General features: G+C 68.2%; 19 protein-coding genes and 1 tRNA gene. 7 read left to right on the forward strand and 13 right to left on the reverse strand.

All coding sequences use genetic code 11. The annotated features are described in order from the left end of the window. The first annotated feature begins 15 nt into the window (after positions 1-15). Positions 16-591: a putative immunity protein gene (locus AABA78_RS19915; RefSeq protein WP_338264714.1), complete on the forward strand. Its 576-nt coding sequence runs from the start codon at positions 16-18 to the stop codon at positions 589-591. A gap of 33 nt (positions 592-624) precedes the next feature. On the opposite strand, the gene AABA78_RS19920 is transcribed toward AABA78_RS19915, so the two are convergent. The 3 genes from AABA78_RS19920 to AABA78_RS19930 all read right to left on the reverse strand — a co-directional run bounded on the left by AABA78_RS19920 (position 625) and on the right by AABA78_RS19930 (position 7495). Further along, a complete protein-coding gene (locus tag AABA78_RS19920; RefSeq protein ID WP_171413591.1) occupies positions 625-1830 on the reverse strand; it encodes a methyltransferase in 1206 nt (401 codons plus the stop codon). Between the two features lie 38 nt (positions 1831-1868). Beyond that, entirely contained in the window at positions 1869-3245 is a 1377-nt protein-coding gene (locus AABA78_RS19925; RefSeq protein ID WP_338264717.1) for a serine hydrolase domain-containing protein, read from the reverse strand. Positions 3246-3415: 170 nt separating this feature from the next. Then, a complete protein-coding gene (locus AABA78_RS19930) occupies positions 3416-7495 on the reverse strand; it encodes a DUF3857 domain-containing protein (RefSeq protein WP_338264718.1) in 4080 nt (1359 codons plus the stop codon). A 440-nt stretch (positions 7496-7935) separates the two neighbouring features. Here AABA78_RS19930 and AABA78_RS19935 point away from each other — a divergent pair, with 440 nt between their 5' ends. Next, the gene (locus tag AABA78_RS19935) at positions 7936-8094 is read left to right on the forward strand and encodes a helix-turn-helix domain-containing protein (RefSeq protein WP_338265133.1); all 159 of its coding nucleotides are present in this window, start codon (positions 7936-7938) and stop codon (positions 8092-8094) included. Positions 8095-8264: 170 nt separating this feature from the next. Here the strand turns inward: AABA78_RS19935 and AABA78_RS19940 are convergent, their stop codons facing one another. Beyond that, a complete protein-coding gene (locus tag AABA78_RS19940) occupies positions 8265-8501 on the reverse strand; it encodes a hypothetical protein (protein ID WP_338264719.1) in 237 nt (78 codons plus the stop codon). 287 nt (positions 8502-8788) lie between these two features. Next, the gene (locus AABA78_RS19945) at positions 8789-9049 is read right to left on the reverse strand and encodes a hypothetical protein (RefSeq protein ID WP_338264720.1); all 261 of its coding nucleotides are present in this window, start codon (positions 9047-9049) and stop codon (positions 8789-8791) included. Between the two features lie 425 nt (positions 9050-9474). On the opposite strand from AABA78_RS19945, the gene AABA78_RS19950 reads away from it, so the two are divergent. From AABA78_RS19950 to AABA78_RS19960, 3 genes are all read left to right on the forward strand, one after another. After that, the gene (locus tag AABA78_RS19950) at positions 9475-9732 is read left to right on the forward strand and encodes a helix-turn-helix domain-containing protein (protein WP_338264721.1); all 258 of its coding nucleotides are present in this window, start codon (positions 9475-9477) and stop codon (positions 9730-9732) included. Positions 9733-9941: 209 nt separating this feature from the next. Next, on the forward strand, positions 9942-11237 hold the full coding sequence (locus tag AABA78_RS19955) for a hypothetical protein (protein WP_338264722.1): 1296 nt from the start codon (positions 9942-9944) through the stop codon (positions 11235-11237). Between the two features lie 228 nt (positions 11238-11465). After that, the gene (locus tag AABA78_RS19960; protein WP_338264723.1) at positions 11466-12278 is read left to right on the forward strand and encodes an HNH endonuclease; all 813 of its coding nucleotides are present in this window, start codon (positions 11466-11468) and stop codon (positions 12276-12278) included. 640 nt (positions 12279-12918) lie between these two features. Here AABA78_RS19960 and AABA78_RS19965 read toward each other — a convergent pair. The 6 genes from AABA78_RS19965 to rpsU form a co-directional block, all read right to left on the reverse strand. Next, a tRNA-Ile gene (locus tag AABA78_RS19965) sits at positions 12919-12991 on the reverse strand. A 72-nt stretch (positions 12992-13063) separates the two neighbouring features. Next, on the reverse strand, positions 13064-13393 hold the full coding sequence (locus AABA78_RS19970; protein ID WP_338264725.1) for an MGMT family protein: 330 nt from the start codon (positions 13391-13393) through the stop codon (positions 13064-13066). A gap of 97 nt (positions 13394-13490) precedes the next feature. Next, the gene (gene rpoD / locus AABA78_RS19975) at positions 13491-15611 is read right to left on the reverse strand and encodes an RNA polymerase sigma factor RpoD (protein WP_120525789.1); all 2121 of its coding nucleotides are present in this window, start codon (positions 15609-15611) and stop codon (positions 13491-13493) included. A gap of 90 nt (positions 15612-15701) precedes the next feature. After that, positions 15702-17540, reverse strand: a complete 1839-nt coding sequence (gene dnaG, locus AABA78_RS19980) for a DNA primase (protein WP_338264726.1) — start codon at positions 17538-17540, stop codon at positions 15702-15704. 334 nt (positions 17541-17874) lie between these two features. Continuing rightward, on the reverse strand, positions 17875-18333 hold the full coding sequence (locus AABA78_RS19985) for a GatB/YqeY domain-containing protein (protein ID WP_338264727.1): 459 nt from the start codon (positions 18331-18333) through the stop codon (positions 17875-17877). Between the two features lie 110 nt (positions 18334-18443). Continuing rightward, positions 18444-18638, reverse strand: a complete 195-nt coding sequence (gene rpsU, locus AABA78_RS19990) for a 30S ribosomal protein S21 (RefSeq protein WP_014395136.1) — start codon at positions 18636-18638, stop codon at positions 18444-18446. Between the two features lie 136 nt (positions 18639-18774). Between rpsU and AABA78_RS19995 the strand changes: the two genes are divergently transcribed. Further along, entirely contained in the window at positions 18775-20367 is a 1593-nt protein-coding gene (locus AABA78_RS19995; protein ID WP_338264729.1) for a HEAT repeat domain-containing protein, read from the forward strand. A gap of 89 nt (positions 20368-20456) precedes the next feature. On the opposite strand, the gene AABA78_RS20000 is transcribed toward AABA78_RS19995, so the two are convergent. Together AABA78_RS20000 and AABA78_RS20005 are read right to left on the reverse strand one after the other, a co-directional pair. Further along, positions 20457-21368: a GGDEF domain-containing protein gene (locus AABA78_RS20000; RefSeq protein WP_120580762.1), complete on the reverse strand. Its 912-nt coding sequence runs from the start codon at positions 21366-21368 to the stop codon at positions 20457-20459. Between the two features lie 71 nt (positions 21369-21439). Next, positions 21440-22501, reverse strand: a complete 1062-nt coding sequence (locus AABA78_RS20005) for an asparaginase (RefSeq protein WP_338264730.1) — start codon at positions 22499-22501, stop codon at positions 21440-21442. 88 nt (positions 22502-22589) lie between these two features. Between AABA78_RS20005 and AABA78_RS20010 the strand changes: the two genes are divergently transcribed. Next, positions 22590-23561: a DsbA family protein gene (locus AABA78_RS20010; protein WP_338264731.1), complete on the forward strand. Its 972-nt coding sequence runs from the start codon at positions 22590-22592 to the stop codon at positions 23559-23561. Positions 23562-23564 lie beyond the last annotated feature (3 nt).

Here is a 23564-nt window from a genome sequence, read left to right on the forward strand (position 1 = left end):
GACGCAGGTCCACGTGTGCCGTCGATCGACGATCCCATCGCGCCGGCGAGCAGGCTGAGCGAAAATCTGTCCATGCCGATCCTGCCGAAAGAGCGCGACCCTCGGTTGATCACGATTCGTCGTGGCGGGAGCCTGACCGACGAGGACCACCACCTGCTCGCGGAGTGGGCCGCCGTCTGCGCGGAGCACGTCCTGCCGTTCTTTGAGAACGCATGCCCCAAGGACACGCGCCCCCGTGACGCCATCGCCGTGGGACGGGCGTGGATCCGGGGCGAGGTGCCGATGCGTGAGGCCCACAGAACCGCGTTCGTGGCCAACGCCGCGGGGCGTGGGTTGCCTGACCCGGCCAGATTCGCCGCGCTCGCGGCAGGCCAGGCGGTGGCCGTTGCCCATGTCGCCGCGCACTACCTGGGCGCGGCGGCGTACGCCCTCCGGGCCGCCACCGCGTCGGTCGCCGAGGGTGACGCGGAAGCGGCCCGTCTGAAGGAAATCGGATGGCAGCGGAAGCGGATTCCCACCTCTCTCCGTGAACTCGTCCTGGAAGACCAGCGGGCGCGGAACGACCTCTGCTGGGGCGTCTTCACCGGGTGACTCCGCAGGGGGCGCGACCGGCCCGGCACGTGCTCAAGCGCTCCGCGACGCGATGAGCGCGAGGTTGCGCGGAGACAGGCGCGGGTCGAAGAGCTGGAGGAGCTCGACCTGGAAGCCCAGTTCCTCCAGGAGGAGCGCGCGATCGAGCAGGAGCACGACCTCCAACGCCCTCGCGAAGCGATCCCGCAGCAGATGGCAGAGCAAGAGGTCACGTGTCTCGGCGCGAACGGACACCTCGAAGTCCTCCAGCTCTGCGTCCGTCATGCCGGGTTCAAGGCCGAGGCGCTCCAGGCGGTCGCGCGCGTAGACGGCGAAGGGTCCGTCATAGAGCGCTCGGGGCGCGTCCCCGGCCCGCACGAAGCCGCGCTCGGGAAAGCGCTGCCTCGTCAGGAGATCGAACGCGAAGCGCCACGCGTACACCCGCTTCATCCGTGCGAACTCCGCCTCGGACTTGTGATGCCGTCCCCGCGTCGTCAGCGCCAGGGCATGCGGGGTGAAGGGCAGCGGATGTGCGCCCCCGAAGCGGGAGACGGGGTAGTCCCGCGGGGCCTCCAGCTTGTCGTAGCAGCAGCCGATGTTCAGGACGAAGCCCGCCTCCTGGCTCTTGCGCAGCTGCGTGAGGGCGAGCGGCCCGCAGGTGTGCAGCCCGATGGAAGCCCGATCCCGGCCTGAGAAGAGCGGATCAATCCCCGGCTGGAGCCCGTCCTCGACGGAGGCCTGGATGAAACTCACGGTGTCCCCGCCCTGTCTCGCCAGCCACCGTCGACCCTTGTCCTGCAACGCGGCGTCCCGGTCGATGCTGTGGAAGGTCCACCCGAACGTCCGCGCACAGAGGCGGGCCAGATGTCCCATGCCCCCGCCGATATCGACCGCCTGGCGGACGAAGCGCGTTCTCGGCGCGAGCAGGGCGAGCACCCGCTCTAGCTCGTGGGTCTTCTTTGCGCTGAGCCCCTGCGTCTCCGTCACCGTCAGCGGGTGAAGGCCCTCGTGCCACGGCAGCGTCGTCAGCTCCTGGAGCGCGCCCAGGAGCGCGTCCAGGGACGGAGGCGGAACGCCCACGAGCACCCCCTGGTCCAGCAGCCGCTCGCCCGCTTCATCGAGCGACCGGGTATAGGCCCGCCAGTCCTCGGGATAGGCGGCGCCGGACCCCGGCCAGCCCTGGAGGATGGAGTGGGACCAGAGCGGGGACCAGGGCCGGAGCTGGTGCGTGAGCGCCTCGAGTCGCGCCTGGAAGTCCATGTCGGCGCATCCTATGCGCCGCCGCCCCGCCGGTTGGTTCAGTTCTCAGCCAGGCCGAGGTTCGTCACGCGGCCATCCGGGATGATGCTTACCTTGTAGCGCCAGGTCGCGGTCCCGAACTTCACCAGGTACGTGTAGACGCGGTCATCGCCCAGCACCTCGCGCTTCACCAGGACGAGCGGCCCCGTCGGCCCCAGGTCCTGCAACAGGTCCTGGTAGTAAGGCACGGCCTCCGGGAAGAACCAGCTCGGCAGGTACGCGAAGTCTGCCGGATCCAGCGTCCCGTTGCGGAGCTGTTCGAGCATCGCCGTGAACCGCGCCGTCATCGCCGGCTCCTGGTCGGGAATGGGCGCCAGGGGCGGCACCGCGAGCGCGGGGTTCACGAGGGCCGCGATCCCGTCCGAGAACGCCGTGGGGTTCGCGGTGTTGGAGTTGATCAACACCACGATGGACAGCTCGTCCCCAAGGAACCGGGAGTAGACGCAGACGAAGCCCTGCCAACCACCGGTGTGCTGATGCAGCGGCTTGCCCGCGCGCTCCTGGAGCATCCAGCCAAAGCCATACGGATAGGAGGCCCCGCTGTTGAGTTTCACGGGTGACAGGATCTGCTGCCAGCTCCCCCGGCCCAGGATGGCCCGCTGATCCACGGCGGCGTCCCAGGCCAGCACGTCCTTCAAGGAGAAGTAGAGCGAACCGTCCGCGTTGCGATTCAACGACGGCGAAACCCACTTCTGGTTCTTCACCACGCCGTCGACCACGCTGTAGCCGGCCGCTCGGTTCGGGATGACGTCCTCTTCGCTGATGCCTCGCGCGGTCGACATGTGCGCGGGCCGGAAGACCTGCGACCCCAGGACGTTGACGTAGGAGGTGCCCGCGACCTGGTTCACCAGGATGCCCAGCAGGACGTAGCCCGTGTTGCTGTAGTTCCAGCGCAGGCCGGCGGGGAACTGGAGGGGGCGCCCATAGGCAATCTGCCGGTAGTCCGCGTCCGTGTAGTCCTGCCGCAGGTCGAGCACGTCGTAGATGTCGCCGACGCCGGAGGTGTGCGTCAGCAGGTGGCGCACCGTGATGGGCCGCCACGTCGCGGGCGCGTCGGGGAAGTACTTGGTAATGCTGTCGGACAGCACCACCCTGCCGGCCTCCACCTGGAGCATCACCGCCATCGCGGTGAACATCTTCCCCACGGAGCCGGACTGGAAGAGGGTGTCCGCCTCCACGGGGACCTGGTGCTCCAGATTCGCGAAGCCATACCCTTTCGCCAACACGACCCGCCCGTGACTCACGACGCCCACGGCGAGGCCGGGCACTCCCTGCCGTTTCTGCTCCGCGCGCACGAAGGCTTCAATCCGCTCGCGCAGCGCATCATGCGCGGCGGCAGGGCCCCCCAGGAGCAGGCCCACGAGAAGGACAGCCACGGCTGCGGTGGATTTCGACGGATTGCGCATAGGGGCTCCCTGCGCCCGGAAGAGGGCTTCTCCAGGAGTTCCCGGCCGCGCAAACGATGCAGGAGGGATGCAAGGGATTGACGTCTCCGGCGTGCAGGGCAGGGAATCCGGCTCGGACTTCCTGCCGTTTGCACGTCGGCCTACTCCTGGACGGCCGCGGACGTAGGCCCACGCAGGGACACGCGTTGCTCCAGGGCCCCGAGCGCGGCCTGCACGGCGTCCTTGTACGCCGTGTACCTGGAGGCTTCGTAGCGCCCCTTCGCCCGCTGGATGCGGAAGTCCTGCGTGAGCACGCCATCCGCCAGCCGGGACGCCAGCTTCCACTCCGCGTAGTCCGTGGTGCCGGAGCGCTCCTTCAGGTCCTGCGCCGTGAGGTCCTGGCCCGAGGGCACCTCGAAATGGGTCACGCTCTCGATGACGAGGGGCGCCCTCATTTCAAAGGGAGAGTCGCGTCGCTCCGTCTCCCGGAGGCTGAGGAAGTTGTGCTCCCAGGGCGAGGGCAGTTGCCCCACGATGCCGCCGCCCGCGGAGGCGAAGCGGCCGCGCATGACATATTCGATGTTCAAGGCCAGCGGGCGCTCGGGCTCCTCCAGGTCGGGGGCCTCCAGGGTGGTGACGCTCACGCCCGCCCGGGTGCCTCCCATCACGGAGGCCATCAGCTCCGCGCGCTCGGAGGGCTCTTCGCTGGAGAGGTAGTAGCGCAGGGCGGAGGCAAGGCCTCCCGTCAGCGTCACCTGCTCCTTCACGTGCAGCGTCGTCCCCTGGAGGCGGACATGGCGTTCGGCGCGGACCTGGCTCTGGGAGGGCTCGGGAATGCGCACGAGCCGGGACTTCGTGCCATCCAGCACCAACGCCTCCCGGCCGCCCAATCCAATCTCCGCGCTGTTCATGGGCGCGATGGATTTGTTCGTCACGTCCACGAAGGTGCCCCCGCCCACCGTCGGCAGGTAGACGACCATGTGGTCGAACTGGTCCAACGAGGGCGTGTCCGCGACGACGGGGCCGCCCGTCCGCACGAGCGCCAGCTGCGAGGCAATCCCGGCGGCGCCGAGCAGCTGGTGCAAGAGGAGCGAGTGGTCCTTGCAGTCGCCGGTGCGGTTGCCGAGGATTTCGTCCACGGCGTGCGGAATGCGGGCCCGGGCGCCGAAGAGGATGCCCCGGTACGTCAGGCTCTTCTGGACCCAGCGGGCCAGCGCGGCGGCACGCGTCGCCTCATCCTTGGACGTACCCCCCTCCTTGGCGGCCAGCGCCTTCACGGTGGCCACGGGCGCGAGCTGCGCGGCGATGGACTTCAGGTAGTCGGTCCCCTCGGCCTCCCACGTCGTGCCGACGGGGGCGAGCCACGCCATGGGCAGGTACTCCTGGTAGTCGGGCTGCATGCCCTCCTCGCGGTAGAGGGCGGGCTGCTCGACGACAAAGGTCCATGCATCGGGCGTCTGGAGGGGCTTGAGGCCGGGCGAGGCTCGCCACTGCATCGCGTCCACGTCGCCGCGGACGTAGAGCACGGCGTGTGACGTGGGGATGCTCGCGAAGAAGTCATGTTCGAGGAAGCGCATGGCCCGCGGCGGCGTGAGGTCGCGCCGGGTGACCACCACGTCGACGGTGTGCCCGGGCTTCAGGCCCGGCACGGGCACCACCAGGGTGCGGCGCTGGGTGCCCTGCTGCGCGGAGGCCTTGTCGGAGACGTAGCAGTCCTCCACCTTGCCCCTGGCCACCACGCGGCCCCGCTCATCCCGGACTTCCACCCGGTTGACGAAGATCTCCTCGGACAGCGGGTTGAGCTCGAACTCGAAGGTGTTGAAGCGCTCCACGCCCGCCGCGTTGTGCACCTGGACCCGGCGCAGGTCGGTGGTGCGCAGCTCCTTTCCCTTCACGAAGGAGATGGCGGTGGCCCGCAGGAGGTACTGGCCATTGTGGCCCGGCGCCTTGGCGGGCTTGTCACTCCGGGCCAGCAGCTCCGCTGGCAGCGCGACCTCCTCGATGGGCGTCTTGAGCACGGAGTTCACCCCCTGGCCCAGCGTGCCGGACACATGCTCCAGAAACTGGCGCGTGTCCGCGGAGGAGGGCTCCAGCTCGAGCGCCTTCTCCAGGGAGGACTTGGCCTCCGCATAGCGCTTGAGCGCGTACTCGGCGCGGGCCCGGACCTGGTAGCTCCTGGAGGACTGCGCCGACCTGCTCACCATCTGCTCGGCGACCTCCAGGGCGAGCTTGGGCTTCCTGGCCTCCAACCACGTGTCCACCAGGGCTTCGGAGACCTCCAGCGTGTAGCCCTCGCGCTTCTGCCGCTGACCCAGGAGGGCGGCGGCCTGCGCGGGGGCGCCCTTGCGCCGCAGGATGTCCGCGTGCATGAGCGTGGCGCCCGTCGAGTCGGCTCGCTTCCGGTACTGCTGGATGACCTGGAGCGCCTGCGCGACGCGGCCCTTCTCCTCGAGCAGCGAGAGATACCGACGCAGGTGGGACTCGTTGGTGAGGCGGGATGGAAAAACCGAGGCGTAGGCCTGGAACCCCTCGGCCTCGCGGCCGCTGCGCACGAGCAGGTAGGCCCGCCAGGACTCCAGCCGCAGCTCCCCCCGGAACCGTTTCGCGTGGGCGTTGATGAGCGTAAGCCCCTCCTCGTACCGCCCTGCGCCGCTGTACGCGGCCACGGCGTTGACGAGCAGCATCGGCTCTCCGGGCTCCAGTTCGAAGGCGCGCTTGAACCAGGGCAGGGCCGAGGCGAAGTCATCCCGGTCCGAGTAGTACCGCGCGATGCTGTCGAAGACCTTCGCGTGAGTGGTCGCGGAGGCCTTGCCCACCGCCGCGGAGCGGGGCGCCGTCGAAGGGGCGCTGAGCTTGACGGCATCCAGCGCCGAGCGGACCCGGGTGCCCAGCGTGGGCTGGTTCTTGGCCCACCATCCGGCGAGCAGGTACGCCATGTCCCCATCCCGGAACACGCGCAGCTCGTACTCGTCGACCGCTCCCTCTTCGTTCTGGGTCTCGTAGGTGAAGGCCCGGCCCGAGAGCTTGTCCGAGGTGATCTCGCGGGCATTGCGGACCGTGGCTTCGTCAGAGTCGACGGCGAGGACGTTCAGCAGGCCGTGGGCCAGGGCGTCCGGAGAGGGCTCCTCCCCGAAGAGCCAGATGGGGACGACGAGCATGCTGGTGTTGTCTCCAACCGCGCCGAAGTCCGCTTCGGGAAACTCCGTCGCGAGGTTGTTGGGCCGTTCCCAGAGCCGCCCGTCCAATTCGACGGAGTAGCCATACTCCGTGGACTGTCCCGTCAGGGGGCTTGCGGCCGCGGCGGGGGCGGACTTGCGCTGGGGATCCACCATGGAGAAGCGCGAGAACAGGCGGTCCGCCTCCTCGAAGAGCTCCTTCTCGTCCTTCGTGCTGCCCCACGCCATGAGTTGATAGGCGTATCCTTCGTGCGAGTAGACCCACTGCACGTACGTCAGCGGCATCTGCTTGTGATGGGCGCGGGTGCGCATGCGGATGCCCTTGAGCGCACCGACGGCATGGGGTTCGCGCGACAGTTTTTCGACCGCGCCCAGGCCGCTCTCGAGGTTGGCGGCCACCACGTCAGCGATCAGCTCGGTGCTGTCCTCACCGCCAGGGGCTTCTCCGTCCGCGGACTTCTCCGGGATGATGATGAAGAACATCTGGGCCTTGCCACCGCGCGCCATGGCGAACTTCGCAAGCTTGTTGAGCCGTGGGGCGTTCATCGTTATCCAGGGGCTGCCTGGATGCTGGAAGGCAAAGTTGAACTCCTCGTCACGGATGCCTTCGTCGGGCTTCTCCGCCCGGAAATCCGCGGGGATTTCATCCCGCCGTGAGAGGGCGTTGAAGAAGCCAAACCCCATGCCGCCGAGGAGGAGGACCGAGAGCGCGACGGCCCACCCCGCGTGCGTGCGTCCCTTCAGCCGCCGTTCCTTGTCGGAGCGGAGCTCCAGCAGGCTGGTGACGGCGAGGAACAGTCCCAGCAGCAAGAGGACGAACGTGACCAGGGGCACCAGGACGGCCCGGAAAGGGAAGTCGAGCACGGGCGTGATCAAGCTTGAGACGAGCATCACCAGCGCGGCGATCTCCACGACCACCAGCGAATAGATCGCCTTGCGGTTCGTGGAGGCTTCTCGAAGTGCCTCGCGGTGTTTGAAGAGGCCGAAGAGAAGGAGAAGGATCCAGATCAGATTGCCGGGGAGCAGGCCAGGGTCCGTCGCCGCGGCGAAGAGCAGGGTAGTCATGTGAGGATGAACAGCAGCCTAACAGGCGCGGCGCCTGCCATCCCATCCCCCCAGGCTTCACAAAGGACAACGCCCGGACTTCAAAGCGTGTAATTCATTGTCTTCCGGAAAGACTCAGCGCTGGGCGAGGTCTGGTATTACCCAGTCAGACATTGACGGAGCCGGCTCCACGCGCAGACGCCTCCGGAGAGATTTCCGAGGCGCTGCAAGGGATTGAGGGGAGTGGGCCCTCCTGGATTCGAACCAGGGACCAATCGGTTATGAGCCAGGGTGGGGCCGGTTGGCAGGGGCTCGCAGGCCCTGGCACTGGCCCGCAACCTGCGGAAAGGACTGAGGCTTCCCAGGGCACGGGGGCGGCGCCGGTTGGCACCGTTTCCACGGTTTCGACTCGCCGTGGTGCGCCGGTGGTGCGGAACATGGTGCGGCCGGTGGCCTCGCCGATGCTCACGGTTCGCGAGGTGGCGGAGGAGTTGGCCGTTTGCCGGGCCACCGTCTACGCGCTCCTTGAACGCGGGGAACTGGAGCGGGTGTGGGTTGGGGGCTCTATCCGCATCTCGGCCGCGTCGCTGGAGGCGCTCCTTGCCCGAGGGCGGCGCTGATTCTCCGGTTGGAGCGGCGATGCCGCTACGGAGCACGGGGTGCGCTGGCACTGGAGCGTTTGTCACGAGCGGAGGATGGCCGCATCGCCGCTCCCCGCAACAGTGCCCTCATCCTTCCTATTGGCTCCTTCCTATTAGCATTGCCGTTGGCAAGGGGGTTCGGCGCCGCGTCACGCCTTCGCGTCTTCTGTCGCCTGCGTGTAGCTGGCCATCAGGGTGGCCGTGGTGATCCGGCGGAACTCGTCCGGTCCGCGCGCGAGCGTGAGGTGGTGGACTTTTCCCTTGCCGGGCACATCGACGCCCTTGAAGTCGACGTCCGTCACCGTCCAGGGACCGCCCGCGGGAGCGGAATTCTCGACCCATCGGGACCCGACGTACACCTGCGTGGCTGCGTTGAGTGAGCTCATGCCCCGAACTCTACCCGTCCCTGTATTTCGGCGAACGCCGCCCCTCTCGCCCTGCCCTTAGTCCAGGTCACGCGTGAGGCTGACGACTCCTGTACGGTGGGCGCGCTCGGCCTCATCAACGGCTGCCTCGACGTCATCGACGGCGGCCCGCTTGAAGGTTGGGTTGGGTGACGTGCGTCCTCGAGGATGGCCGCCCGGGCCGCTTCGAGTGCACCCTGACGCCCCCAACGGCGCGGACCTCCCGGCGAGGCGGGCGCTGACTACGCCCTGCGCCTGCACCGCCGAGGTCAGCTCTCTGCGTCGTCCTTATCTTTGAAGGGCGTGTACTTGGCCATCAAGTCACGCACCGTGACGACCCGGGGTCTGCAGCCGTCAGCCATAAGCTTGACGGTGAGGATTCTGTCCTTTTCCGGAATGTCGACAGTGGCCCCGGTGCAGGCAACCACCTTCCAGATGGTCCGGCCGGCGGTGCCCTCTCCGGTGGCAGCACTGTTCTCGATCCACTCGGACCCCATTCGTGCTTTGGCGGTGGTGTCGTTCGGGTTCATGCCCGGGACTCTACCCGTCCCTGGCTTCCGGGTAACGCCGCCCCTTTTCGCTCTGCATGCCCCCCTCGATCGAGACCGCCCTCATCGTGCTCGCGGTGAGCCAGCTCTTGGTCCCCCTCCTCAACGGGTTGCTGGCCCGGCGGCAGACGAAGCACGAGCAGGCCGTGGACCAGGTGCCGTTGCTCGTTCCCTCAAGCCGGGGCGAAGCCAGGGCCAGGGTAGGAGAGCCCCGCCTTTGCCGCGACGGTAGAGGAGCCGGGGGGCGGGTTGGCAGGGGTTCGCAGGCCCTGTCAGCGCCTCGCAACCTGCGTAAAGGATTGAGACTCTCCAGGGCGCGGGGGGGCGCCGGTTGGCACCGCTTCCACGGTTTCGACTCGCCGTGGTGCGCCGGTGGTGCGGAACGTGGTGCGGCCGGGGCCCCGCCGATGCTCACGGTGCGCGAGGTAGCGGAGGCTCTGGTAGTGTGCCGGGCCACCGTCTACGCGCTCCTAGAACGCGGGGCGCTGGAGCGGGTGTGGGTTGGGGGCTCTATCCGCATCTCGGCCGCGTCGCTGGAGGCGCTCCTCGCCCGGGGGACGCCGCTGATGCTCGGGCCGGTGGTTCCCGGTTCCCACCCCCCTATAGCGGGAACCGGAACCTTCCGAGCACCGTCCCTGTCGCAAGCCACGCGCTGCCAGCCGTAGCCACCAAACCGCGCAAGTACCAGGGCCACCTGCTGGGACGGCGGCTGGGCGTGGGCTCGTTACCCAAGAGGGCCGCACCGTCTATGCGTACGGCCTGCTCGCCCCCGGCATCATCGCCCTCCACCGCGCCGCACCAACTCTCCTCAACAGGGCCTCAATCTGTCCTATGCTCCCTCCCCTTATTGGCCTTCCGTGGGGAGAGGTAAGCAATGCCTCTGAAAGCAACTGACGTCTTCACGCCCAACGACTTCCCTGTTCATACGTACATCCAGCGCGCAGGGGAGGATCTCGAAGGGCAACTGCGGCGAGCGCTCGCAACTCCGAAGCAGGTGGTATCTCTCTCGGGGCCCTCCAAGTCTGGGAAAACCGTGCTCGTAGAGAAGGTCGTGGGCAAGGACAACCTGATCCAGATCTCTGGAGCGATGATCAAGGAGCCGGATGACCTCTGGAATCTCGTCCTCGACTGGATGGAGGTTCCACACAGCGAGGTCGCACAGGCGGGTTCAACCTCGACGCATCAAGCCTCGGTCAGAGGCGGCGGCAAGGCAGGGGTTCCGTTCCTAACTGAGGCGTCAGGTGAGGCCGGGTACCAATACGCCAAGGCTAAGGCGGAGACGACCGCTGCGACGTTACAGCGCCGGGGACTGGCGCAAGTTGAGAAGGAAATTGCTGCCAGTGCGTTCGTCATCTTTGTCGATGACTTTCACTACATGGATCGAGGAGTGCAGGTCGCAGCTGCCCAGCAGATCAAGGCAGCGGCCGAACGTGGCGTGCGGATCTGTGTTGCGTCAGTTCCGCACCGCGCTGATGACGTTGTCCGGTCAAATCCGGAGTTGAGGGGACGCACGGCAAACATTGACACTGCTTTCTGGGGGCCGGACCAGCTAGCTGAAATCGCGCGCGTCGGCTTTAAGAAACTGAACGTGACGATCACCGATGCCGACGCGACGTTCTTCGCTACCGAGGCGTGCGGGTCACCGCAGATCATGCAGTCGCTTTGCCTCCAAACCTGCTTCATCACCGGTACTGAGGAGGAGCAGGCGAAGCAGGAGTCTCTGACACTCAACACTAGTTTGAAGCGCCGTATTCTCCAGGCCACCTCGACAGTGTGCGACTACAGTTCCCTCGTTGGTCAAATGCATCAAGGGCCGAAGACGCGCGGCACCGAGAGGAAGGAGTTCATATTCAAGGACGGCTCGAAAGGCGACGTCTACAGGGCCGTGCTGCTGGCGCTCGCTGACGATCCTCCTCGGATGGATTTTCCGTGGGCCGAGATCAGCAAGCGCATCGAGAATGTCTGTGCGGGTGGGACAACCCCGGTTGGTAGCAGCTACGCCGAGGCATGTAAGCAGATCAGCGCGATCGCTCTTAATGCTTACCCAGCCCAACGCATCATCGAGTGGGACGAGAATGCGAGCGTCGAGACGTTGACGATCGTCGACCCGTATCTTCTCTTCTTCCTGCGCTCCTCGCAAAAACTGGCGAGTTTGGGCAAAAGTCAGTGAAGCCCTGATGGCACCTGCACAGGCTTCTTAAACTGGGTGGAAACAGCCTGAAGTGGGGATGAAGGTGGGGCCTCCAGTGCCTCTGGGCGGCAACGGGTGCCACGCTCCACGGGACAACCGCAGGACGTATTGGAGCCTCCAGCATCTGTCCCCCGCCGATGCCCCTGTCGCTGGTCCTTCCTCCTACCGGGGGACGCCGCGCGGTGCCGGTCTGGGTAATCTGCGCGCATGAGCCAAAGCTCCGCGTCTGCTTCCCGTGCCCAAGTCTTTGAAGACGACGGCACGCCACTCAAAGCAACTTTCAACTTCCAGTTGCGCGACGGGAAAACAACGACCCTGTTCTACAGCCGGGGTGGGAAATCCGACCTGCCCGGCGCGCGCAATCCGGACTACCACGTTGGGTTGGAGGTTCTCATCGGTCGTTTGGGTTCCGGGGGGGCTCGGCTTGATGAGGTGCACTTGGAAACCGGCCGCGAGCATCGGGTGCTTGATGTGCCCCCAATGGACCTGCGGACTGCCGATGCCAACAAGGTGAGGAAGCACATCTCGCGCGCACAAAGGAGCAACGGAATTCGGCAGATTCGACTGTTCTTCTCGGGGCTGAACGTCCCTCTCGAACAGATCGAGGAGTTCCTATCGAGGGGCAGCGCGGGCGCAATGGTGCCGGGCGCACCCGATTGGTATGAGCCTGTGACGGTCCTCTCTCGCACCGAGGGCAGAGTGCGTGTCCGCCTCTCGAATGTAGCGGAGCGGGACCCTTCGCTTCGAGCCACTGCCATCAGGTTGCACGGGGCGCGCTGCGTGGTCTGCGGGTTCTCCTTCGGTGATACCTATGGCGAATGGGGAGCGGGCTTCATCGAGGTCCATCACCTCCTGCCCATCGCTGACGGAGAGCGCGCCACGGACCCCACGAAGGATCTCAGGCCCCTCTGCGCGAACTGCCACTGCATGGTTCACAGAAGGCGCGGGATCACGCTCACCATCGAGGAACTGCGGGCGAAGATGCTGACTCGGCCGGGCACCGGGACGCGCGTCCCTTGAGCCTGAGGGAAACCGGCGGAATCTGGGGAACCGCATCCCAGGGCATCCACCCATTGCTCCCGGAGCTTTCTAGGCTCCTGAAGCAGAGACCAATGGATCATCCACACGCATTGGTCCCGCGTCAGCGTCACCCGTTCTGATGCTCCGGGTCAGCGGACTCAGAAGCGGACGGCGCGGATTCCCGCAGGCTTCCATCCTTGGAGACCTCGGAGGACTCTGACGCGGTTCCGCGCGCCGTCTTGTTTGTGCCCTTGCGCCCCTTGCACGCGCGCTTCATGGGAGTCTCTTGGGCCCTCATTCCCCCGAGTGCCCACATGACCAGAGGCAATCGGTGGGAACCCCAGGAGAACAGGACGATATCTTCGGGGAACTCGCCGCTCATTTCTAGGGCCTCCACCGCATTGTGAGGGGTCCACGGAAGTGGGGGGCTCTCAGTCTACGGCCATCTCGACGTCGAGGACATGCGCGCGGGCCTGGAGCAGCTCAGCTTCCGGACCGCCGAGGCGCCCCTTGCAGCGGTGCTCCCGTTGGCCGTGGGCGGCCCGCATGGTACGCCGGTGGTGCGGAACTCGGCGGAGGCGGATTTTCGCCCCGGTGCCTCGGAGATGATTTTAGAGGCGCTGCAAGGGATTGAGGGGAGTGGGCCCTCCTGGATTCGAACCAGGGACCAATCGGTTATGAGCCGACAGCTCTAACCGCTGAGCTAAGGGCCCTCATGTCTCTGACGCCAGACGCGAGGCGGACTATCTCTCCGCCCGCGCGCGCCTGGCAAGCGCCGCCGCGTGTCAGGCCTTGCCGTCCTTCTTCACCACGCGGAACACCTGGCCCTTCTCGTTCACCGTGACGCCCTCCGCGCGCAGGCGCTTCGCCTGCTCGTGCGCCACCAGGGGCGCCAGCGTCCCGTCCGAACGGATGACCCGCCACCAGGGCACCTGCGTGGCCTGCCCCGGCAGGTGCTTCAACTCCCGCCCCACGCCGCGCGCCGCGCCCGGCCTCCCCGCGTAGATGGCCACCTGCGCGTACGAGCGCACCTCCCCGCGGGGAATGGAGCGCACCTGCTTCATCACGTTGTCGGAGAAGGGCAGGGGCTTCTCAACGGGCTTCTTCGCGGCCACGGCGCACCTCACTCGGGACGGGCGAAACGACGAAGGCCCCCGGTCCACTTGAGGGAACGGAGGCCTTCAGGGCTCAACGGTCAGCGGACTCCGGGGCTCAGCTCTCCACGAAGGAGCGCAGGCGCTTGGAGCGGCTGGGGTGACGCAGCTTGCGCAGCGCCTTGGCTTCAATCTGGCGGATGCGCTCGCGCGTCACCTCGAAGTCCTGGCCCACCTCTTCCAGCGTGTGGTCGCTCTTCTCGCCAATGCCGAAGCGCATGCGCAGGACCTTCTCCTCGCGCGGCGTGAGCGTGGCCAGCACCTTCCGGGTCTGCTCGGCCAGGTTCATGTTGATGACCGCGTCCGCGGGCGACACCAGGCTCTTGTCCTCGATGAAGTCGCCCAGGTGGCTGTCCTCTTCCTCGCCGATGGGCGTCTCCAGGGAGATGGGCTCCTTGGCGATCTTCAGGACCTTGCGCACCTTGTCGAGCGGCAGCTCCATCTTCTCCGCGATCTCCTCCGGCGTCGGCTCGCGGCCAATTTCCTGCACGAGGTAGCGGCTCGTGCGGATGAGCTTGTTGATGGTCTCGATCATGTGCACCGGGATGCGGATGGTGCGGGCCTGATCCGCGATGGCGCGGGTGATGGCCTGACGGATCCACCAGGTGGCGTACGTCGAGAACTTGTAGCCGCGCTTGTACTCGAACTTGTCCACCGCCTTCATCAGGCCGATGTTGCCCTCCTGGATGAGGTCCAGGAACTGCAGGCCGCGGTTCGTGTACTTCTTCGCGATGGAGACCACGAGGCGCAGGTTCGCCTCCACCAGCTCGCTCTTGGCGCGCTCGGCGCGCTTCTCACCCAGGCGGATGGCGTCGTAGTTGCGGCGCAGGGCGTCCACGGGGAGGTTGGCTTCCTCCTCCACGCGCTTGATCTTCCGCACCGCCGTGCGCACGTCGCGGTCCAGGACCTCCAGCTGCTCGGGCGTGAAGTTGAGCTGCTTCTGGAGCTTCTTGGCGATGTTCGGGTTCTCGCGCGACTCCTTGAGCTGCGGGCGCAGGTCCTTCATGTTGACCTGGTAGCGACGCTCCAGGTCCCCGAGCTCCTCCTCCGCCTTCTCCACGCGCTCGATGAGGCCCTTGAGGTTCACGACGATGCGGTCCACCTGCTTCTTGTTCAGCCGCATCTCCTCCAGGACCTCCATCATCTTGGTCCGGAGGTCCTTCACCTCCTGCTTGAGCTCCTTCTTGCGGACTTCCGTGAGCTTCTTCTTCCCGGAGAGCTCCTCCTCCAGGACCTCGCAGTCCTTGGCGAACTTGCGGAAGCGCTCGATCTGCTTGGAGATCTGCTCGATCTTGTTGAGCTCGCTCTGCGCCAGCTGCGCGGGGGCCTCGCCCTCGGCTGCTTCCTCGGCGGGCTCTTCCGCGTTCTCCGACTGGGCCTCTTCGGGCGCGTCCTTGATGACGTCGCGCACGCGCAGCTTGCCCGTCTTCAGGCGGTTGCTGATGTCCAGGATGTCCGCCACCGCGACGCGGCAGGCGAGCAGGGCGCGCAGGACCTCCTTCTCACCCTCCTCGATGCGCTTGGCGATCTCCACCTCGCCCTCGCGGGTGAGGAGGCTGACGCTGCCCATCTTGCGCAGGTAGAGGCGGACGGGGTCATTGGACTTGCCACCCGGCTCGTCGTCCTCGTCCTTCTCGTCCTCGTCCTGGTCTTCCTTCTCTTCCTCGACGGCGACGGTGGGCTTGATCTCGTTGGACTGCGCGGCCTTCTGCGCGTCCACGATCTCGATGTCGTTGTCGCCGAACATGCTCATCACGTCGTCGATCTGATCGGACGACACGATGTCGGCGGGGAGGGCGTCGTTCACCTCGTCATAGGTGAGGAAGCCCTTCTCGCGGCCCGCGGCCAGCAGGTCCTTGACCTCCTTGCGCTCGGCGACGGGATCCTCCTCCACGTCGTCTTCCACGGCGTCCGGGTCCACCTGGACGGCGGCGGCGGCTTCCTCCGCGGCCTCCTCGGGGTCCACGTCGTCGGCCATGGCGGCGACGCCCTTCTTCTTCTTGATCTTCTCGGGCGCCTCGGCGGGGGCGTCCTTCGCCAGCAGCTCCTTCTCCTCAGGCTCCGCTGCCTTCGTGACCTTCGCCGCAGGGCTGTCCGGGGCCTTCTTCTTGCGGATCACCGGATCCACCTTCTTCTTGGTGGGCTTCACGGATGCCTTGGGGGGCTTCTGCGTCGGCATTCGGGTACTTCTCCTTAAGAAAATCAGGTGCTTTGGCCTGGGCGAGCCGGCCGATCTACCGCAAAGTCGAGCTTTCTTACAAACGCGAACTCAAACCGGTTGCATTGGTCCCTTTGTTCCCGTTGCCGAGGAAGCGGGGGTCAGCTCATCCAGGACGCGCTTGCGGAGCGCCAGCAGCTCCTTGCGCTCGGAGAGGAGCAACCGCGTCTCCTCTGTCAAATCAAAAGCCCCCTGCGTCTGTTCCGTCGCCCGCTTTATATAAACGAGCCGCTCGTCAATGCGCTTCTTCATGATGTCGCGGCACGTGAGGATGAACTCCGCTTCGAGTTCCATTCCCCCCGCCGAGAGCCGGCGGCCGGCCTCCAGGAGCGTCCGCTTGACGACCTCCGACGCCTCGAAGAGCGCCTCCTCCAGCCCCTGCCCGGACGTGGTCTGCGCCAGCACCATCCGCAACCCCATGTGCGACAGCTCATCACACACGCGGAAGCTGTCCCGGGCGAGCAGCCGGGAATCCCGAAGGATTGCGGCCACATAGAGCGCCTCGGCCTCCGGCGGGGGGCGCTCCGCCTGGGGCTTGGGCACGGGGCGCGGCGCGGCCTGGGCGGGGACGACGTGCGCCTGGGGCGCGACGGCGGGTTTGGGCGTGGGGGGCGGCTTGTACTGGAGCGACGACTCAATCTGCGCCGGCATCCAGCCGAAGTGCCCGGCCAGCGCGCTGATGAGCGTCGACCGCGTCAGGCCCGGAGGCACCTGGGAGGTGACGGGCCTGAGCCGCTCCAGCGCGGCCATCTTCTCCTCGAAGCTCGCCTGCCTGCCTGAAGGCAGCAGGGTGGCGAAGAGGTAGGCGGTGAGGGGCTGGGCGCCCTCCAACAGGCGCTCCACGCCGTCGGTGCCCTCGCGGCGGGCGAACACGTCCGGGTCATCTCCCTGCGGCAGGAGCGCCACCCGGGTGGGGGCGCCCGCGGCGAGCAGGGGACCGGCCAGGCGTTCCACGGCGGCCAGGCCCGCGGAGTCTCCGTCCAGCAGGAGCACCAGGTCGCGGGCCTCCGCGCGCTTGAGCACCTGGAGGTGGCCGGCGGTGAGGTTGGTGGAGCACAGGGCTACCGCGTGGCGCACGCCCACCTGATGCAGGCCGATGCAGTCGAAGTAGCCCTCCACGAGCACGGCCGTCTTGCGCTTGTGGATCTCATCGCGCGCCTGGTCCATGCCGAAGAGCGTCTCGCTCTTGTTGTAGAGCCGGGACTCGCGCGAGTTGAGGTACTTGGGCCCGTCCTCCGCCGCGACCAGCCGGCCGCCGAAGGCGATGGGCCGCCCCTCCGGCGCGCGGATGGGCACCATCAGGCGGCTGCGGAAGAAGTCGATGCAGCCGTCGCCGCTGTTGCGCTTCGTGATGAGGCCCGCCTTGAGGCCCCACTCCAGCATCCCGTTCTTCTGGAAGCGGTCCGCCAAGAGGCTCCACTGCGCGGGCGCCCACCCCAGGCCGAAGCCCTGGGCCACCTCTTCGGACACGCCGCGGCTGGCCAGGTAGGCCCGGGCGGCGCGGCCTTCGTCCTCGTGCCAGAGCAGGCCGCGGAAGTGCTCCGCGGCGAAGTCCGTGGCCTCCTTGACCTGCTGACGCTCCTTGAGGCCCGGGTCCTGCGCGGCCTCCAGGTCGATGCCCACCTCCTGGGCCAGGTCGCGCACCGCGTCCTGGAACGTCTTGCCCAGGTAGCGCTGGATGAAGGACACGGCGTCGCCGCTCGCCCGGCAGCCATGGCAGAAATAGAAGCGCTTCTCCGGGACGACGTAGAACGAAGGCGTCTTCTCCTGGTGGAAGGGGCAGCGGCCCTTGAACTCGCGCCCGGCCTTCTTCAGCTCCACGTGACGGGACACCAGCGACACGATGTCCACGCGGTCGAGGACCTCCTGGATCTTGTGCTCCGGAATCACGACGCCCCTCCATCCATCCGCATGAGCGCGGCCTTCCGCCCGCAATCCTGACGCCCCGGTCTGACGCGGCCCGCACCGCCGCTTCCCCGCCCGCCCTCCCAGGCAGGTAGGGCCAACGGACGCGGACGGGGCGCGGAGACAGACGGGGGCTGGGACACGGCGCGCACTCCTGAAGGCCGGCTGCTCGCCTCCCGGGGTGGGGGACGGGCGGACGGCCTTGGGATCAGCGCTTAATGGCCAGCGGGCGAGGGATCAAAAAATCCGCTCGAGCCCGGGCTGGGAAGGGCACCTGGGAGACGTTCCCGGCGCCCCTTCCCGGGGAAACCACGGTGCTTCAGGACAGCTTGGACAGCTGGGCCTTCACTTCTTCGGAGATGGCCTTGCCCTCGGCCTTGCCCTGGAGCTTGGGGTTCACGTTCTTCATGACCGCGCCCATGTCCTTGGGGCCCTTGGCGCCGACCTCGGCGATGGAGGCCTGGACGGCAGCGGTGAGCTCCTCGGGGGTGAGCTGCTTGGGCAGGTAGCGCTGCAGGACGGAGATCTCCTGCTCTTCCTTGTCCGCCAGCTCCGGGCGACCACCGGCCTTGAACTGCTCGATGGAGTCGCGGCGCTGCTTGATGAGGCCGGCGATGACCTGGAGCACGCCCGCGTCGTCCAGCTCGCTGGCGCCCGGCTCGACCTCCTTGTACTTCACGGCGCTCTTGAGCATGCGCACCACGCTCAGGGTCAGCTCGTCCTTGGCCTTCATCGCGTCCTTCAGGTCCGCGGTCAGGCGCTCTTTCAGGGTGGTCATGTCGGGATTCCTCACGGGCGGGGAAAAGGGTCGCCGCGCCAGCGGATGGGACGGCGGGAACCAGGGCACCTGACTGCTTGAAGGCGCCCCGGCTCCTCACTGCGGGACCGCTAGTACGACTTGCGGGCCTTCTTCACAGCGCGCTTCTTGGCGGCGAGGGCCTTCTTCTTCCGCTTCACGGAAGGCTTCTCGTAGTGCTCGCGCTTGCGGATCTCGGAAAGGATTCCGGCCTTCTCGGTGGCCTTCTTGAAGCGCTTGAGAGCGCTTTCGATGGACTCACCTTCCTTCACTCGAATACCGGGCATGCAGTCACCTCCTTCCGCCTAGCTGGATGCAATCTGGAAATCTTCAGAGGGTCGGGGGGTATGGCGCAGCGGACCGCAAAAGGCAAGGAGACCCGCACGGAAAGGATGGGCCCGGGTGGGCTAGAGTGTCCGGCGCGTGTCCCGTCTCCTCCTCCTGGTGCTCCTGCTGGCGGCCAGCCCCTCCCGGGCCGGCACGGTCGCTTCCGAGTGCTGGGCCGCCTGCCGCCGCCACGTCGCCGACCCGTCGCTGCGCGCGCGGACCTGCGGGGCCTGCGTCACCGGGGGCCGGGTGGACAGCTGGGTGGCGTCCCTGGGGACGGGCGGGGTAGAGGCGCAGCGGGCCCTGGAGTCGGCGCTCACGGACGGCAGCTGGCGGGTGCGCTGGGCCGCGGTGCGGGCCGGGGCCCGGAGCCGGGGCCTGACGGAGCGGCGGGCCCTGGCGGACTGGATCATGGACACCCCGCCGGACGCGGACCTGGGGGCCTGCCTCACCGCCGTCCGTGCCGCCGCCGACACCGGCCGCTCCACGGCGGACTTCCTGAGGGAGGCGGGGGCGCGAGGGCCCTCCGCCGCCGCCCGGGTGTGGGCGAAGCGGGAGGCCGTCCGCCAGTCGCTGTCGCTGGAGATGTTCTCGCAGGAGCCGTCCGTGCGGCTGCCCGCGCTCCTGCACCTGGCCACCTTCCAGGGGCGCTCGGCGACGCGCGTGGTGCTGGACGCGGTGGCGTCGCGGCCCGTCGCGGGGGACGCGGTGATGGCGGAGCTCCTCTCCGCCGTCGCCGAGCGGCAGCGCGCGTCCGTGGGCCGGCTGCTCCTGACGGAGGCGAAGCCCCCGGACGAGGCCGTCATCAACCGGCTCTTCGCCGTGTACTCGCGGGAGCTGGACGCGCTGCGGCCGGAGCTTGCGTCCGGTGACGTGCAGCGCCGGCGTACGGCGGTGGCCACCCTGCGCCGGTACGGTCCGCTGGCGAAGCGGGAGCTGGAGGGGATGCTGGGTGACGAGGACGCGCGGATCCGCGAGCTGGCGGCGCGCGGCCTGGCGGAGTCGGCCGGGAAGCCCCTGCGGGACGCGGCGGTCCAGGGCGTGAAGGACGCGGAGACGGCGGAGGCCGCCCGGCCCTGGCTGGGCGCGATGGCGCGCGAGAAGGGGTGCTTCGCCTTCCTGCGGGACGTGGCCGAGGGGCGCGACGCCCGGACGCCGGAGATACAGGGGGAGGCGGTTGCGCTCCTGGGGGACTGCGCGGAAGGCCCGCCCCCCACGCGGCGGCTGGCGCCCTTCCTTGCGTCGCCCGTGGCGCCGGTGCGCGCGGGGGCCGTGCGCGCGCTGGGGGCGCTGCCCCGGAACGGCGACGCGATGTCGCTGGCGGCGAAGGCGCTGGAGGACGGAGCGCCGGAGGTGGTGGTGGCCGCGCTGGACGTGCTGTCCGCCTACCGGCAGCCGTCGCGAGGGGACGAGGCGGCGGGCCTGCTGGAGTCGGAGCACCCGGTGGTGCGCGCGGCGGCGGCGCGGGCGCTGGAGTTCGTGGGCCGCGCTGGGCACGTGCGCGTCCTGGCGGAGCGCCTGCGCGGGGACCCGGTGGCGGACGTGCGCGTCGCGGCGGCGAGGTCGCTGTCCGCGCTGGGGGGGCCGCACGCCGTGGCGGCGCTGAGCGAGGCGGCGGCGCACGACGCGGACACGCACGTGAAGCACGTGTCGGAGGAGGGGCTGCGCCGGTTGGGCTTCGGGCGCTGACGGCTGGGGGACGCGGAGACGGCGGGAGGCCCGGGGATCAGGCCTCCATCCAAGCGTCGCCGAGCCTTGCCGAGCCTCGGTGCCGACGCTCAGGGGCCGCTGACGGCCTTGGCGTCCACGCGGTTACGGCCCGCGTGCTTGGCCCGGTAGAGGTACTTGTCCGCGGCGGAGATGAGGTCCTCCGGCTGGGAGAAGTCCGAGTCCAGCAGCGTCGCCACGCCCAGGCTGATGGTCACCTTGATGGGCGTGCCGCTGAAGATGAAGTCCGCGCGGTCCACCGCCACGCGGCAGCGCTCCGCGCACGCCAGGGCCGCGTCCTCCGCGGACTCGCGCAGCATCAGCGCGAACTCCTCGCCGCCGTAGCGCGCGAGCAGGTCCTCGGTGCGCACCGTGTCCGCCACCCGCTGCGCGATGCGCGTCAGCACGAAGTCGCCGGCCGGGTGGCCGTACACGTCGTTGATGCGCTTGAAGTGATCCACGTCGAAGAGCACCAGCGACAGCGGCACGCGGTGGCGCAGGCAGTACGCGAACTCCTTGCGCACCGTCTCCATGAAGTACTTCTTGTTGTAGACGCGGGTGAGGCCGTCGCGCGTGGCGGACTCGTAGATGCTGCGCTGGTACTGCTCCTCCAGCGCGTCCTGGATGCTGAACTTCAGCACCGTGTTGGACCCGATCTGGATCTTGTCGCCGTCGTACAGCGGCGCCGCGCTCACCTTCAGGCCGTTCAGGTACGTGCCGTTGGTGCTGCCCAGGTCCACGAGCTGGAAGCGGCCGTCTCCAATGGCGACGACCTTCGCGTGCTTGCGGGAGATGCCGTCGTCCTCCACCTGGAACTGGGCCTCCGAGCTGCGGCCCAGCACCACCTCCAAGCGGTCCAGCTTGAACATCCGCCCGATGCCGGCGGCGGACTTGGCGCTGATGACGATCAGATACGCGCTCTGCTGCTGGGCGCTGCCCAGCAGGTCCGAAATGGAATGGACGGAAGTTTTCTCCTCGGACATCGCACCTCCCTTCTTACGGGCCGCCTTTTCACGGCGGCAAGCACACCCACGCTCCTTTCACGCACCCGGTGTCAGCCGACCCGCCCCACCCGCGCCGGCCGGCGCCTCTTTTTCTCCGGTGGAGGAACTGTCGGCCGCCCGACGGACAGCTCGCCCGCCACGGGCGTCCGGAGGAAGCGCGAGAGGGCCTCGCCCCCCCGGGGGTGCTCCGCCAGCCCCTGCATCAGCTTCACCAGCGCCGCCGACGGGGTCATGTCCGCACCGCCGACCGCCCCCTCCGCCAGCAACTGGGCCCCGGACTCATAGAGCGTGAGGTCCACCCCGTTGCGGTACGCCTGGCTCACCACCAACACCGGGATTCCCCGCTCCCGGGCCTGGACGAAGAGCGGCAGCAGCGAGCGGCCCAGCTCCGGCGCGATGGGCACGTTGCCCGCGCCGTACGCCTCCACCACCAGCCCCTTCACGTGCGGCAGGAGCTGCAGGGGCAGGGCGGGGTCCAGCCCCGGGTACACCTTGAGGAGGAAGACGCGCGGATCCAGCTTCTCGTGGAGCCGGAAGGGGCCTCGCGACACGAGGCCCTTCTCGAAGGTGGCGTCCACGCCCAGCGTGCCCAGCACGGGGAAGTTGGGGCTTTCGAATGCGTCGTACTCGGCCACCTTCACCTTGCGCGTGCGGTTGCCCCGGTACAGGTGCGAGTCGAAGCAGATGGTCACCTCGCGCGGCCCCTGGAGCGCGGAGAGCACCGCGTCGATGAGGTTCAGCCGCGCGTCGGAGCGGATCTCCCCCAGCGGACGCTGCGAGCCCGTCAGCACCACGGGGCAGGGCGGGTTTCGCAACATGAAGGACAGTGCACTGGCCGTGAAGGCGAGCGTGTCCGTTCCGTGGGTCACCACCGCCCCGTCGAAGTCCTGCAGTCGACGGTGGAGGTGGGCGGCCATCCGGCTCCAGAGCTCCGGCTGCATCTCCGAGCTGTCCAGGTTGGAGAACAGCTCGAGCTCGATGTCGGCCAGCTGGAACAGCTCCGGGGCTCGCTTGCGGAGCGTCTTGAAGAAGGCAGCGGGACGCAGGGCGGAGGGCCGGCCACCGGCCATTCCGAGCGTGCCTCCGGTGTGAAGCAGCAGGACTCTGGGCATGGGCGAGGGCCTCCCTGCCAAAGGCCGCCTTGCTTTACAAGCCCTGCGCGCATGGCTAAACCCCGGAGCCGTGCTCTTCCCTCGATGGATGCGTGTTGCTCCCGTGCTGGCCGCGGCGACCCTGATGGGCGCTGGCTGCACCAAGAGCGCGGAAGTCCCGGCCACCGCCAAGGCCCCGCCGCCGGCCGCCAGCCCGGCCCCGGCCGCTGCTCCAGCCGCGCCCCCCGCCGCGGAGGCCGCGTCGTCGGATCCGGCCCAGGCGCTGACGGGCATCCCCGGCATGGACTTCTCCGCGCTGCCCCCGGCGGCGAAGCGCGAGCTGGCCACGGTGTTCAGCGACGAGTTCTGCTACTGCGGCTGCCCCCACTCGCTGGGCGCGTGCCTCAAGCAGCACACGCCCTGCAAGCACGCGAAGCGGATGGCGCGGCTGTCCGCGCGGCTGGTGGCGGAGGGCGGCCCCGCGAGCGAGGTCATCGTCACGCTGTCGAAGTACTACGCGTCCTTCCGCGAGCCGCGCGTGCAGCTCAAGGTGGATCCGCGCATGTGCCAGGGCGACGCGAACGCGCCCGTGACGGTGACGGAGTTCTCCGACTTCGAGTGCCCCTTCTGCGGCAAGGCCCGGCCCATCCTGGAGGGCTTCGCGAAGAAGCACCCCAGCGAGGTGCGCTTCTGCTACCTGCCGTTCCCGCTCTCCATGCACGCCAACGCCATCCCCGCCGCGCAGGCGGTGCTGTGGGCGCGCGACCAGGGCAAGTTCTGGCAGATGCACGACGCCCTCTTCGGCCAGCAGGAGAACCTCAAGCCGGAGGCGCTGCCCGCGCTGGCGAAGTCGGTGGGCCTGGACGGGGACAAGCTGGCCGCCGTGCTGAAGACGGACCAGTACAAGGACGAGATCGACGGCTTCCAGGCGCAGGGGCGCATGGCCTCCATCAACAGCACCCCGTCCGTGTTCTTCAACGGACGTGCCTACGAGCTGGGCTTCCAGGAAGGTCAGCTCGAGCACAGCATGGAGGACGAGGTGGAGTGGCGCGCGAACAACAACGCGTGGGCCGCTGACTGACCC

This window comes from Corallococcus caeni (assembly GCF_036245865.1).
GTDB lineage: Bacteria > Myxococcota > Myxococcia > Myxococcales > Myxococcaceae > Corallococcus > Corallococcus caeni.